General features: G+C 67.6%; 13 protein-coding genes. 5 read left to right on the top strand and 8 right to left on the bottom strand.

Features of this window, described 5'->3' with window-relative positions; genetic code table 11:
• Positions 1-73: 73 nt before the first annotated feature.
• The 4 genes from ABFY03_RS00065 to ABFY03_RS00050 are packed head-to-tail and all read right to left on the bottom strand — an operon-like array spanning position 74 to position 6,788.
• Positions 74-3,220, bottom strand: a complete 3,147-nt coding sequence (locus ABFY03_RS00065) for a hypothetical protein (protein ID WP_346168678.1) — start codon at positions 3,218-3,220, stop codon at positions 74-76.
• On the bottom strand, positions 3,217-4,509 hold the full coding sequence (locus ABFY03_RS00060; protein WP_346168677.1) for a hypothetical protein: 1,293 nt from the start codon (positions 4,507-4,509) through the stop codon (positions 3,217-3,219). Before ABFY03_RS00060 ends, ABFY03_RS00065 begins: the two co-directional genes overlap by 4 nt.
• Positions 4,499-5,776, bottom strand: coding sequence for a hypothetical protein (locus ABFY03_RS00055; protein WP_346168676.1), 1,278 nt, complete (start codon positions 5,774-5,776; stop codon positions 4,499-4,501). Before ABFY03_RS00055 ends, ABFY03_RS00060 begins: the two co-directional genes overlap by 11 nt.
• Entirely contained in the window at positions 5,769-6,788 is a 1,020-nt protein-coding gene (locus ABFY03_RS00050; RefSeq protein ID WP_346168675.1) for a Wadjet anti-phage system protein JetD domain-containing protein, read from the bottom strand. The genes ABFY03_RS00055 and ABFY03_RS00050 overlap by 8 nt, the downstream gene beginning before the upstream one ends.
• A 748-nt stretch (positions 6,789-7,536) precedes the next feature.
• Between ABFY03_RS00050 and ABFY03_RS00045 the strand changes: the two genes are divergently transcribed.
• Together ABFY03_RS00045 and ABFY03_RS00040 are read left to right on the top strand one after the other, a co-directional pair.
• Positions 7,537-7,671 (top strand): hypothetical protein, encoded by a 135-nt coding sequence (locus tag ABFY03_RS00045; protein ID WP_346168674.1) that lies wholly within the window; start codon positions 7,537-7,539, stop codon positions 7,669-7,671.
• Between the two features lie 317 nt (positions 7,672-7,988).
• The gene (locus tag ABFY03_RS00040) at positions 7,989-9,359 is read left to right on the top strand and encodes a hypothetical protein (protein ID WP_346168673.1); all 1,371 of its coding nucleotides are present in this window, start codon (positions 7,989-7,991) and stop codon (positions 9,357-9,359) included.
• Between the two features lie 233 nt (positions 9,360-9,592).
• Here the strand turns inward: ABFY03_RS00040 and ABFY03_RS00035 are convergent, their stop codons facing one another.
• On the bottom strand, positions 9,593-10,390 hold the full coding sequence (locus ABFY03_RS00035; protein WP_346168672.1) for a hypothetical protein: 798 nt from the start codon (positions 10,388-10,390) through the stop codon (positions 9,593-9,595).
• A 269-nt stretch (positions 10,391-10,659) separates the two neighbouring features.
• Between ABFY03_RS00035 and ABFY03_RS00030 the strand changes: the two genes are divergently transcribed.
• From ABFY03_RS00030 to ABFY03_RS00020, 3 genes are read left to right on the top strand one after another with little or no spacing between them, the layout of a single operon-like run.
• The gene (locus tag ABFY03_RS00030; RefSeq protein ID WP_346168671.1) at positions 10,660-10,884 is read left to right on the top strand and encodes a hypothetical protein; all 225 of its coding nucleotides are present in this window, start codon (positions 10,660-10,662) and stop codon (positions 10,882-10,884) included.
• Positions 10,885-10,944: 60 nt separating this feature from the next.
• A complete protein-coding gene (locus ABFY03_RS00025) occupies positions 10,945-11,298 on the top strand; it encodes a hypothetical protein (protein ID WP_346168670.1) in 354 nt (117 codons plus the stop codon).
• A gap of 49 nt (positions 11,299-11,347) precedes the next feature.
• Positions 11,348-11,761 carry a hypothetical protein gene (locus ABFY03_RS00020; RefSeq protein ID WP_346168669.1) on the top strand — a complete coding sequence of 138 codons (414 nt, stop codon included), beginning with the start codon at positions 11,348-11,350 and terminating at the stop codon, positions 11,759-11,761.
• A gap of 305 nt (positions 11,762-12,066) precedes the next feature.
• Here the strand turns inward: ABFY03_RS00020 and ABFY03_RS00015 are convergent, their stop codons facing one another.
• The 3 genes from ABFY03_RS00015 to ABFY03_RS00005 are packed head-to-tail and all read right to left on the bottom strand — an operon-like array spanning position 12,067 to position 13,216.
• Positions 12,067-12,417: a hypothetical protein gene (locus ABFY03_RS00015; RefSeq protein ID WP_346168668.1), complete on the bottom strand. Its 351-nt coding sequence runs from the start codon at positions 12,415-12,417 to the stop codon at positions 12,067-12,069.
• A 43-nt stretch (positions 12,418-12,460) separates the two neighbouring features.
• Entirely contained in the window at positions 12,461-12,625 is a 165-nt protein-coding gene (locus ABFY03_RS00010; RefSeq protein WP_346168667.1) for a hypothetical protein, read from the bottom strand.
• Between the two features lie 15 nt (positions 12,626-12,640).
• The gene (locus tag ABFY03_RS00005; protein ID WP_346168666.1) at positions 12,641-13,216 is read right to left on the bottom strand and encodes a hypothetical protein; all 576 of its coding nucleotides are present in this window, start codon (positions 13,214-13,216) and stop codon (positions 12,641-12,643) included.
• Positions 13,217-13,470: the final 254 nt, after the last annotated feature.

Here is a 13,470-nt window from a genome sequence, read left to right as displayed (position 1 = left end):
CCTGACTGGGCAGTCCAACTACGCAGCGCCGCGACCGGCATCGCCGGCATTTCCGCTGCGCGCCAGCAAGCGGTTAGGAGCGACTGCTGACGAGTTCTTCCAGAGTGAGCTGAACACGCTGGCGGTTGATATCGCGTCCGAACATGAGGGTTGGCCGGTTGAGGGCGTCGGACTTGGAGTAGTAGCGGAACTGCAGGATCTGACCGCAGACGGATCGCACATCCGTCATCAGCCCGTCCTGGCAGGTGGCCAACACTGTGATGCCGTGATCCTGTGCAGCATCACGTAGAGCCGTAATGACTTCGCGTCGATGTTCGGCTCCCAGAGAGTCGCCGAGTTCGTCGAGGATCAGTACGCGGCCGCGGGCGTGCGGGGCTGCCAGCAGAGCGGCCAGGACGAGATGGATGGAGAACAGCTTCTCCTGGGCGGTATTGGTGGGTACGTCGTAGGGCAGCAACGGCCCGTTGGGATTGCGCTGCCATCGCGGGACGACATGGCATACCCACTGGTCCTGGGCGGTCTGCGGCTCTGTGACGGTGAATTCCAGATCGGCCCGGTACCCCTCACGGCTGTGGAGCTCGTTGAGTCGGCTGCTGATCCGGCGCAGCGCGCCGTTCACCCGCTCCTTGATGGACTGCTGGGTCTGGGCCAGGGCCTCGCGGGTTTCCTCGACCACGTCCTGGAGATAGCGGTGCTCGGTCTCTCGTTCGGCGCGCTTGGCCTCCACCTGTTCCCGGGCGCCTTTGTCCTGCTCCTCGTTGGCGGCCAGCCAGCTCCGCAGGGCCGACAGCGAGGCACGAAAGATGATGCCGTGGGGATCCTCGGTATGGACCTCATGGTGGTGCAGAGCGTCACCCAGCTCAGGCGTGGCGACGCCGGTGCTGCGAGAGTCGGCTGCCAGTCGCGTGAGTGCGGACGCCAGCCGGGTTCGGCTCTCGCTGAGAAGCTCTAGGCTGGTGCGCCGTTCCACCTCGCCGCTATGGGGAACGACGGCATGGACGCTGATGCCATCAGCAGGTTCGGCACCAGGGTCGTCCTTTGGCACCTCGTCCCAGTTCAATGCCGCAAGGGCGTCTTGCAGCGTGTCCGTCCACACGAGGACGGGGTGGGCCGGGCCTTTGCCGCGCAGTTCCAGCAGCCGGTCGCGCTTCTGCGTTGTCTGAGCGATGTTCTTGTTGATTTCCTGGACGGACTTCTCGAGGGCCTTGGCGTGCTTGGTCGCGTTGTCGAAGGAGTCTTTGGTGCGCAGGGCTTCCTCGGCTGTTGTCGCTGCAGTACGTCTCAGGCCGGGCAGCGTCTCGTCGTGTGCGACAAGCTTCTCCTCCAAGGCGCGTGCCTCATCGCCGAGCCGGGAAGCCTCCGCCTGGGCGTTCGCCCTGTCGATATCGCGGCCAAGCGAGGTGATCCGGCGGCCGCAGCGTTCGATCCCGGCCGCCAGGGCGTCCCGCTCGGCCTGTACCCGTCCCAGCTGATTTTCGAGGTGGGCGCAGATGTCTTCCTGCCCCACGATCGGCTGGTCGAAGCCACCGACGACGTGGACGCCCAGACTCGGAAGCGAGGCGTGCGGGGGGTGCTCCACGGTGGTCGCGTCGGCAAGGGCGTGCAAGAACGGTGCTGCCAGAGGTGCGGCATCGACGATTCCCTTGGGCCAGACCGGCGCCGGATCGGTGTGGGCCGTACCGGCCCATGCCGGGGGACCGGTGACGAGCAGGGTCCCCGGCAACTCGCTGACGGCCTCGATCGCGCGGTCGAGGAGGTCCGCGGGGACGCAGACCGCATCACTCCACGGTGCCAGCCGGGCCTCCCACAGGGGGCGGGCATCAGGGTGGAGGCGTGTGCTGGCCATGAGCCCTACGGCGTCAGGGCACGGACCGTCGTGCAGTGCCTGCAAAGCAGCGGCCGCCCGGCCAGTGCGTCCCTGGCGGGCATCAGCGAGTTCCTGGTCTGTTTCCTTGACCCGTTCTTCGGCCCTGATCAGTTCAGCCTTCGCCTGCACAAGGAGGGCCTGCTGGGAGTCGAGCAGCTCAGTCAGCTTGGCCGGCGGCGGCCCCTCGTAGCCCTCGGCCCGAGCCTGGGCCGTGCGGCGATCCCGCTGCGCGCGTTCCAGCGCAGATCTGAGCTCTCCCCGCTTCTCGTTGGCTTCCTCCAGGCTCTGCTGCGCCTGCTGCTTCAGCTGGGACGCCTCTTGGGCTGTGCGTTCCAGCAGGCGGGTATCGCGTGCCGCGGTCAGCAGTTCCCTGGCCGTGCTCTGCTGCCCCTTCAACTCTTCCAGCGTGCCTGTGAGCAGCTCGAGATGGGAGGCGATGCGACGTTCAGTGACGAACGCGTCCACATGGGCTCGTGCCGAGGCCAGCGTCCACAGATCATGAGCCCGTTCTGTCTCGATGCGTGCGCGCTCCCGGGTGTCGACCGCGTGCAGGATCCCCTCTTCGTCCCGGTAGGAACCCTCGGCCTTCTTGAGTGCCTCGGCCAGATCAGCCTGCGTCTGGGCAAGCTTCTTCCGGTCTTGTACATCATGGGCCAGCATCGCGGCCTTGCCAGTGAGATCGATCAGCGCGTCCCCGATCTGGACGGGAGTGAAGGTGCCCGCGTCCAGCTTCAGCAAGGAGGGGCGCGACCTCATCCCGCCACGGCTGACGATGTAGGCGAGCAGCCGGGGCGCACGTCCGTAGAGAACCTCGGCGTACTCCGTAGCGCCCAACGGCTTGCCCCCGAGCCTGCGGAAGAAACCGGCAGCCTTCTCGTGCTGGCTGCGATCGTCCCCCTCGATCAGCAGGTGGACCCCGGTCTTGTGCCGCACTTCGACATGCGGCGACTTCGCGGATATCTGCAGCCACACCGTGTGAGCGCTGGTCTGAGGATCGTCCGGATCGGCAAAGACCCCCACCACATAGCCGACCTGGGCCGGCTCACTGACCTCTGGGGATGCTCCAGCCGTCACCGGCTCGAACAGCAGCTTCGGTGCATGCACCGAGCCGCCTCCGGTCATCCGCCACTCCGGGTCACCCAGCAGGAGCGCCACAGCAGCCAAAAAGCTTGTCTTGCCCGACTCATTGGAGTCCTTGGGTCCCCGGCCCGTCACGGCCACGAAAGTGCCGGGTACGAGTGCCACGGGATGTGAGGTCAATCGCGCAATGAAGAACGTCTGCACGGCAACCAGCTGCCTGGTGCCGATCACACCGAGCTTGCTGAGCGCGACATTGAAAGGCTGCTCGCTCACACAAGATCCTTCCCTGCGCCGCCGCTGGCGGCCACAGACGGGGAAACAGGGCTGTCCGCCAGCTGCCGCCGGCGTCGGATGGCTGCCGCCAGATGACCGTCAGGCCGTCCGACAAGGATCAAGTCCTCCCACAGCAGGTTGCTGCGCTCCGCGGTCAGACGGTCTAAAGCCGGCCCGGGCAGGTATCGCCCTGTGGTGGCTTCCGCGACCATCCCGGCAGCCCTCAGACGGCGCAGCGCCGCACTGATCGCCACTTTGGAGATCTTCCGGTTCGAGGCAAGCACCGCGAGAGTGACCGTGTGCGTTTCGCCCGTCCACCGGCTGTGCCGGTGCCGGCCCTGAGCGCGGGGGAGCGCCACCGTGTGCAAGAGCACCAGGGCCAGCACTGCCCTGTCCACATCGCCCAAAGTGCCTGTGCCCTCGGCCACCAGCGCATCGCTGACCGGATCGCGAAAGCCCGTGACCCAGTTGCCTTGCTCCGTCTGCAGCAACTGCCGCCCGCCACGCTCCAGAGCCCGCCCGACCCGGGCCCGCAGCGCAGGATCCGCCAGCATCGGCAGACTCGCCCGCGGCAGGGGACGGCGCGCCGACTCCAGGGCGGCGATTACCGACCGGACAAGGTAACCGTCAGCGCCACCATCTACCAACCGGTCCCCGCCGCCGACCTCTCGCGCAGGCGCCACCGCCTTCTCACCGCCCGCTTCACCACTGTCCAGCCCCTCGGCGTGCATCGCGGGCAGCAGATGATGCCCGCGCCGAAGGCCCTCCACCACCACAGCCGGCAGCGCTGCGACAGCGGGCCCCAGCCTCAGAACATCTCCCTGCGAGACAAGGAGACGGGCTGTCTGCAGCACTCCGTCCACGGTCCGTTCCACCGCGTCCTCATCCGCCCCCAACCGGCAGCACAGCGACACCACATCCGCACGCAGAAAGGCCACCCCCGGAAAAGGCAGCACCTCAGGGCGAGGCCACGCCGCACGCAGACAGGCCGCCCACACCAGCGTCGCGACCGGCGGCAGACCGACCTGCCACCCCGCCACCGAGATCCCCGCGACAGGAGCCGTCTCGGCGTCCCAACCAAGCACCACCAGATCGCCAGGCGTCGAGCCGGATACACGCACAATCCGGCGCCCGCTCCCACTCGCCGCTGAGGCTGCCCTGGCCAACACGGACTCGCCGACAGCAGCCGACGCCACGCCCTGAGCACGCAACCGCCCTAACAGCACCTGCGCCTGGAGGTCCTCCTCTGCATCGGACCCAGACGAAGAAGAGCCATTCTCAAACGTCATCCCCACCACCGTCGGCCTCGTCGCTCACGTCGTGCCTGCGCAGCAGCAGAGGATGCAGATAGGTGACAGAGGCAGCCGGATCAGCCAGCAGCGCATCCTCCACCACCACGCTGTACGGCTCGCCAGGCTCGTCACCCAGCGCCAGAACATCCGTGATGATCGCCGCCGCCGCCGGCCAGCCCGCCGCGTACAGGAGCGCTGTGAGATCAACCTCCTGGTCCCCGGCCAGCAGCTCGTCGGCCAGGAGCCGACGATCCTCCAGGAGACGAGAATGAGCTCCCTCAGCCCACTCCCAGGGCTCCTCCTCCTGCTCGGCATCGTCCATCACGAGCGGCCGCCCCCGGGCACCTGAGCGCGGAGCGAAACCCGACACCGTCTCCAAGACCTGCGCCGGGTCAATCCACACCGACGGGGCATCCGCGACAAGTGCCGTGCCCACCTGAGACAACAGCGCCACATCCCCCTTGAAGGCTGCGTCGGTGTACTCGCTCACAGTCAGAACATCGAAGTTCAAACTGCCACCGCCCTGCGCGAGAACCTTGTCGGCCGCGACCATCACCTGCCGCCGGTAGAACTGCTCCGCCTCAATCAGAGCCGAAGCCGCCTCTTCCAGTGCCCAACTGCCACTGAACCGACTCGTCACCACCTCGTTCAGCTCCGCCACCTGACGCGTGAACCCCTGATGATCATGCTGCCGCTGTGCTTCCATCAGCTCCGTCGGCGTCCCCGTGGCGACCAACCGCTGCAAGTCCAAAGCGAAAACCCGCAGCGCGTTACGGCACGACACCAGATAGTCCAAGGCAGCCTCAGGATCAGGATTGCTGCGGTCGAACACAGCCCTCGCCCGGTCCAACAGCAAGATCAACTCATCGACGCCACCGTGCTCCGCCAACCTCTCGGCAGCCAAAGCTCCAGCCAACCCTGCCGGACGCACCACGTACCGATCCTGATGAGCCTTCAGCAGATAAGGCTCGAGAAACCCAAGGCGTGTCAACACCGTCAGCCGATGCTCGATCAGATCCGAAGACCACTCACGAGGATCACCCGCCAACGCCTGCACCACCTCGGCCCGCGTCAAACCATGCGGACCGGAATGCTCGGCAAACACCTTCAAGATCGCAAGCGCCACCCGCGCCACCTCAGGATGCCGCGCCACAGCACCGGCATCCTCAGCAACCGGAGCCATAAACGCCCGCCAGTTGGCCAACTGCACCGCCGCAGCGAGATCCGCCTGCTCACCATCCCCGAACGCGAGCTGATCACCCACCGGCCGGCACCGCACCCAACAGCTCCACCAAACGCGGCAGCACCTTCCTGTGCAAAGGCTCCTGCTCCAACGACTCGCCCGTCACCGCGATCTCCGACGCCAACGCCCGCAGCTCCACAGGCCCCTCATCAGCCATCCGAGCCGCCAACGACTGAGCCTTCACATACTGCTCAGGCTCCTGCTCCCTGTACGGCCCAGCACGCCACAACTCAACCTCCATCCCAACCGCGTGCACCTTCCGGCCGAGCCGTCGAGAGATATCGTCAATGATCGCGATCCCATCAGCATCCAAATCCCCCCAGATCGCGAGCCGCTGAGGCTGCATCCACTCCAGCAGCGCGACCAGCTGGTTCGTCACGTACCCCTTGCCCCAGACGCACAGCCACTGCGACGTCACCTCGGGAATCGCACATACACGCTCAAAGGTGTCCGAGTTCTCCACCAGGAACACCCCCCGACCTCCGTGCTCAACCTCACCCACCAGCCGCAACGCCCCAGCAGGCACCGCGATCCACGGGTTGGCCACCGAAGCATCGGCAGCCACTGACCCCACCCGCCACCGCAGAGGACCTCTCACACGAACGTCGATATCAGCCTCATCGACCGCGAGGTCAAAACTCACCCCGACCAAGTTCTCAAAGGCAGCCTGCCGAGCAGGAGTCCACTTCTTCGAACCGCCCAGAGCAAGGCCAGCCAACTCCTTGGCAGACAACCGCTCCCCAGCCAAATCCGCCGGCCACCACACCGAAGCCGCCCGCACGGCAGCCTCATAAGCCGTCCAAGCCTCCGTTCCCACGGCACTCCCCAACGGAACCCGAAGCGCCGAGCCCACCGGACACCCCTCCAACAGTGCCCGCTCCCACTCCAATTCAGGAACAGGGGCCATCAACGCGAGCAGCTCCTTGCGCATCTCATCCGGGTCCCGCCACCCCCGCAACTCCTGCAACAACTCATCCGTCTGCAGCGCCCACGAATGAGACAGGCGCCAACTCAGCGGTTCCGAAAGCTCCAAGTCCTCATCGACCGCACACCGGAGCACGACACCGCCGCACCGAACCAACGCCACAGCAACAGCCCACGCCTCGTCCTTGAACCGAGACGCCACCGCAGCCCACGACCTCCGCCCGGCCGACAGGACCCAGATCAAATGCCTGCCATCCAAGGAACTTGGCGGATCGTAAGCCGACTGCGTGTAGGCAGTAACCAGATCAACCTCCCGAATACGCAGCAAGCCCTGCCGGTTGCGAGGAGCGCGATTCACCCCCTCACGCCGCACCGGCACGGACAATGCGTCCGTCCCTTCCGGCGTCCCAGCCACCGACACTCGGATACGTCCCTGCGCCTCGCTGAACAACAGCTCAAGCGACCCCGTCCCTCTGACGCCCACACCCACCCCTCAGACCTACCCTGCGAATCAGACCAAAGACATATCCACCCCCCTAGCAAGACACACATAGATCAACCAGGCCCCCACAACTCAGAAAATGAGGCCCAGCCAACACGGCTGAGCGCCGCACATCACGGCACGCCGCCAGGGACAGCGCCTTCGCCCGCAGCGTCCCCGGCCCCGTCGCCCTCCGCTGCCGCGGCAGATTCGTGTGCATCATCGGGCCCGCGCCAGCTGCAGCCCGAACCGCACCTCCCTGCCCGAAGCCGGCGCGAACCAGCTCAGCACCTGCTCCCCAGCCCCCTCCTGCGCCCCGCGGAGGGAGCAGGCACCCCTCGCACGACGCGGGCCCCACTCGGGGACTGCGCGGCGCATGCCGCCGCTCACACGCTGGCGAGGACAGCGCCCCCCACACGGGGCCATGGTCAACCTCGTCCTCGACATCCAGGAAAGCAAGGACACCGTCTACCAGGCCGCCGCCGAGCGCATCTGCACTTGGCGCCTGTAACCCCCGAGCCGGGACGCTCCGGCTCCGCGCTTCGTCATGCGGATGGCGCTCCACAGCCTCTGAACGCTGCTCCGGTCCTTGGCCGAACTCACGCGCGGAGCGCACGCCGACCCGCGAGCCTCGCATGTGACCGGCGGGTACAGAGGCGCTTGTCACCACCCGCCTCCCCATCTTCCACCCGGGCCGCTCGTGACGGTGCCAGCCTTGCGCATAGAGAACAGATATCCGGCTTTGGCCGCGCAGCCTGCCTCTAAGCTCTTCCCGACGGGCTCAGGCAACGACTGTCACCCGCACAGCACGAAGGGGACGGGGAGTAAATGCTCGACTTGGACGACCTGGTGAACCGGGTGGTCAACCCGGACGTGCGGCCGCTGGTGAAGGAAGCACACCGCTGCTACGCCACCGGCGCCGCCCGAGCCGCCATCGTCCTGACCTGGACCGCAGTGTGCGCGGACCTGATCCATAAGATCGAGGTCCTCAAGGAAGAAGGCGAGCCCGACGCCCGCCCCCTGGCCGAGGACGTCGAGCGCGCCCAGCAGCCCGGCGCGGCCGACGCGGTGCCCCTCATGCTCAACGTCGAGAACACCATCCTCGACGTAGCGGAGAAGCTGGAACTGATCGACAACACACACAAGACACAGCTCGAGCGACTGCGCGAGGACCGGCACCTGTGCGCCCACCCCTCCCTTCGCCCCATGGGAGAGCTGTACGTCCCGACGTCCGAGTACGCCCGCGCCCATCTCGCAGCGGCCCTCGACGCAGTTCTGGTGCACCAGCCGAGCCAGGGCCGCAAGGTGCGAGACAGCTTCATCGCCCACGTTGCAGATCCCGCGTTCACGTTCGAGGCCGGCTACCTCGGCCACACCTTCTTCGACCGCGTCCGCCCCACCTCCCGCGCGAAGCTGGTCGACTTCGCTGCCAAGTTCGCCCTGCTGCAGATCGAGGACGACAGGATGCCTCTGGCCGCACCGATGTTCGCCGATCGGATGGCACAGTGCCTGCGCCTGTTCGCCGACCGCGACCAGCCCCTGGCAGAGGAGTATCTGGCCCGGCACATGTCCAGACTTGAAACGGCTGAGCCAGCAGTCCAACTCGCGGCTCTCGGCCGTCTCGGCGACCTCCCGGCGTTCTGGAAAGCGCTGCCCGACCCCATGCGCACGCTTTACAGCACCAAGATCACCAGCATCGCCACCCAGATCGCAGCGACTGGCTACCTCCGACCCGACGAGACCAGGGCCCTCGCTCTGGTGGCCTACCCTGAGGTCCGCACGAGCCTGCCTGCCCTGACGAGCACATTCACGGTGCTCCCGGTAGCCGAGCAGTCCCGGGTGATCGGCGTTCAACCCGACGCATACTTTCTTCCCTGCCTTCCCGGCCTGCTCATGGGTGTGCGCAGCTTCGACGAGGGTGAATTGGTCGCCCGCACCGCCATCCTGCCCAGCGCCGGCCTGATGAGCCTGGAGGACACGAAGGCCGTCCTCAGGGCATGGTGGGACAACGAGAATGGCCAGACCTGGGGCCGCGCCATGCCCGGCTACCTCGTTGCGCTGTACTTCACCACCGCCCACCTCGGCCAATCGAGAGACGAGATCTGGAAGGCTCACCTGGAGGAGCTCCGCCCGTTCCCAGACCTGTTCAACGCCATCGCCCGCGGTACGAGTCTGGCGGCGCCGATCGTCCAGGGCTGACCACTGCCACCGCCTGTCGAGCCCTATCCGAAGCCGTAGCGGTGTCAGACGGTGCCCCACGCACTCCGCGCCATCAGCCAGCCCGGCCTGCTCGTGCAGGGTGCTCGTCCAGGTGTTCACGAACCCGGCGGCGCCGCCTTCGTCACCGGGAAGGCGAAAGAGGTCCGGGTCTGCCATGAGCTGTTCCATCAGCGTCTCGTACAACTCGTCCAGCATGTCGCCGTGGCAGGCCGTCAGGCCTTCGGCGAACTGGCGGGGCGTCGGGCTGATCGAGACGACCTGGTCGAGGACCGGCCCATGCCGCGCTCGTCGATGAGTGCCCGCAGTGCGGCCAGCCCGGGGGTGTCGGGCATGAACAGGCCGTGCAGCATATACATCGCGTAGAACGGCCGCAGCCCGATCAGCACCGTCCGCGCCCTCACCAGCTCCTCGTCACTAGCCCCGCGCACCTGCTCCACCGAGTCAACCTCTCCGAGCAGCTCCCACGGCACCGGCGGCGCTTTACCGTGCTTGGCCGCGCCCAGCATCTGCGCCCACTCGCCGGCCGTGAGATCGAACATGCCGACCGCGGCAAACCCCTCGGCCAGCGCCTCTGCCCCGACCTCCTGCGGCCCCAGCCCGAGCGCCGCGAACAGATGCGCCACACCACCGGAGCCAGGCTCATCCGGCGGATCCTCACCCACCAACAACGCCGCCCGCATCACCGCAGGATGCACCGGCCGATGATAGGGCCGCGCCGCGAGCATCCGGCCCGCCACCGCATACAGCGCATCCTGCCCCTCCTCACCCGCCCCCGCCGCGCCCCGCGCGGCCTCGAGCAGCCGTTGCGACACCGACCCCTCCAACACCCACACCAGCGCCTCACGCACCGCCCCTGCCGGCGGCTCGGGCACCACCGCCGCGCCCGGGAACACGGGCATGCCGGCCTCGGCGAACCAGTCCAGCACGGCCAGCCGTCGGTTCCGTCCCTGCCGCAGATGCCGCGCCAACGCTGCCGCGGTCTCGACCACGGCCGGATCGACCGCCTCCACCACCGACCCTTGGCCCCGGCCGAGGCCCCGCTGCCGATGACGCGGCAGCAACCCCACGCGCCGCCAGCTCTCCAGCTGGCTAGGCGTCACCACCACGCCTCGGGCTGCGAGTTCACGAACCACCTGCTGATCAGCCGGACTCGGCGCTCCTCGTGCCATAGCGACAATTACAACCCCGAGAAGTACCTGCCCGGACGGAAATCTGCCTCTGGCTCACTGGTGGTCAGCACCCGCTACCGCGGGGCATCGACGACGACCAGGAGCCAGCCATGAACCCCCACCACCGCACACGCGTCCGTACCCGAGCCGCAGCCGTCCTCACGACCATCGCCTTCAGCCTCCTCATCACCACCGCCCTCCACTCCGCCCACCTCACACGCCTCCTGCTCGCCCTCGCGGCAGCCTTCGCCCCCACCACCGCCACCCGTCAAGCCGCAACCGGAACCCTCGACCTCCTCCTGCGCCTCGTGCCCTGGTACACACCCCGCAGGTGACTTGAGGGCGCCTCGACCGGCATCGGTGACTGTCGGTGGCGCCTGGGAGCATGCTGGGTCATGGACGAAGCGCTGAAGATTCCGGAGCATGAGGTCCGCAGCGAGCCGGAGAGTTTCCTTCTGCGGCTGCGGTGCGATCTTGTCTGGGACCGAGACGCCTTTTCGCGTCTGGAGCGTGCCGCACGTGCGGTCTGCGAGCGTCTGCAAGACGCTGATGCGCTCCCCAGAGGGCTTGCAGAGGGCTACTACCACTTGGCCACTGAGGTGCCGGCCTGGACGAGCCACCCCAACTTTCCACGGCCGGAGCCGCGGGAGTACTACGACGCCTGCATCGAGCGGCTGTCGGACCTCGCGGATTGGTTCTTCCTGGGATGGCACGCCTACACGGAGCCCCATGTGTGGCCGGAGCTGTAGCCCCAACCAAGATTTGCGATCCACGCAAAATAATGCGACCATCGCAAACATGGATCTCGTTGCTGATCTCGCCGCTATTCGCAACCCCATGCCCACCCCGGACGCTGTCGCTCCAGCTGACCTCTACTCCGACGCCTGTGCCGCCGTCGAGCGTCACAGGATCGACGACGCACACCACCTCGAAGCCGCCAGCGACGGCCTCGACACTGATCCGCTCCTCCTGGCCCTCGAGGAAGCACGCGCCCGCAAGACCGCGGCCGACGCGGAGATCCGCCGACTCCTCGCCTACGGAAGAGAGTTCCACGGCCCCCGCCCCTACCGCCTGGAATCACTCGCCGAAGCCAGCGGCATGACCCCCTCCGGGATCCGCACCGCCTACGGTGCGGAAGAACTGAGCCAGCCCCCCTATACCCCCTCTAGAGTGGGTAAATTAGGACAAACTAATTTCAAAATCGTGTGGTAGGTAACGCCCCCTAAGGAGCAAACCGCAGGTCGGAAGGGGGGGAGGTGGGAGCGACCCTCCCCCCTTCAGCGCGCATGGGGTCTCCCCCCCTCCCCCCCTTCTCCCCCCCTTCGTCTCCCCCTTAGCCGTGGTGACGCTCCGTATAGAAATCGAGTGGTGCGGTTACTCACGTGCAGCGCGCTCCCGTGGCCGGAGGCCCCCTTGGGGCGCGCCGCCGGACGCGTGGGCGGACACGAAGAAGCCCCCGGTACGAATCTCGTACCGGGGGCTTCCCAGGGTCACGCCGCTACTCGGCGGTGTCCGCCTCAACTGGTACCGGGCAACCGCCACGGGGGCCCTCCTCGGCCGCTTCGAACAGACCGGAGGCGGTCGCGTACCCGCAACGCGCTCTCGAACAGACCCGACTTCCCGCCGGCGCCCCCGGAGCCGTTCCACAGCTTCAGGTCCGACGCCCCGTTGATCACGCTCTTCAGGTCCTTCGTGTTCACCGGGCGCCATTGCGGAGGATCTTCTCCCGCATCCGGGCGCGCCACCTGCCGGACCAGCGGCGGCACCGCGTTGTTGGAGAGCGCCCGAGCGTTCTCCGCCGCCGCCGCCCGGGACGCCATCCGGATGTTGTCCTCGCTCTGCTCCTGCCGCTCCTGCCACTGACCCACGCGACCGCCACCCGCTTCGTCTCCTCGGAGACCGCCGAGAGGGCTAGGGCAACTCCCAGTCCCCCTCCTCGATGACCAGGGAGCACCGCAGGAGCGCCGACTGGGCCGCCCGGCGGTACAGGTTCAGGGCGATGTGGGAGATCAGCGGGTCGTCCTGGTTGAGACCTCCGGCGAGTCCGAACGTGACCAGGCCGATCTCCGACTCCATGCGCCGCGCACATCGTCATGCGGACCGGCTCCCCTCCCCGGTCCAGTCGCTCGCGTCGCGAGCGAGGCCCAGGAGGAACGCGGACACCCTCCGGGCGGGCTCGGGAGGCTGCGGCATGGGGTTCTCCCGGACGTACGCCTCCGCCTTCACCATCTCCTCCCGGGAGACGCCCCTGACCCGTGGCCAGGGCGCCACGGTGTCGAGGAACCACTGGGGGCGCTTGGTCTGGAGGATCGGCGTGTACCCGAATCGCTGGGCGAGGCCGGTGGTGCGCGCCAGGGCCTGGCCGATGATCTCCGCCTGGAAGTACGCGTCCAGCCCGAGCCCGTAGCTCCCCTGCGGCACCGGGGGGCGGGCCGTCTTGTCGGACACGTCCGCCCGGAGTTCGTCCCCCACGAACGCGTCCAGGTACAGCGGCTGGAGGCCGGCGCCGTTGCTGGACGCCGACGCGGACTTGTTCAGGGCGCCGAGGAGGGATTCCTCCCCCTCGGCGTAGGTGGCGTGCACGCGGGGGACGGGAACCGACACCGTTTCGAAGGTCTTCGCCGGGAGCCCGTCCGCGTCCAGCTTGGTCGGGTGCTCGCCCGTCACACGCGAACCGTCCGCTGCATGTGGAGACCAGCGTGGACCCCGTGGGCGGGGACACCCGGGTGAAGCCGTGGTCGTACGCCAGGGCCTCCTCCAGGGACTCGAAGTCGGTCCGGAGCTCCCGGGGGAGGAACGTCTCGGGATGGGGAGGTACGCCTCCACGGCCCCGGCGGGAGACGTTGGAGCCGGACCCCGGAGAGGCCGACCAGCGCGTGTAGGCGGTGAGCGCGAACGGCCTGGCGGTTGGAGAACTGGCC

The sequence above is a fragment of the Streptomyces roseofulvus genome, assembly GCF_039534915.1.
GTDB lineage: Bacteria > Actinomycetota > Actinomycetes > Streptomycetales > Streptomycetaceae > Streptomyces > Streptomyces roseofulvus.
Note: the sequence above shows the minus strand (reverse complement) of the source record. Positions and strands in the feature narration are given on the sequence as shown.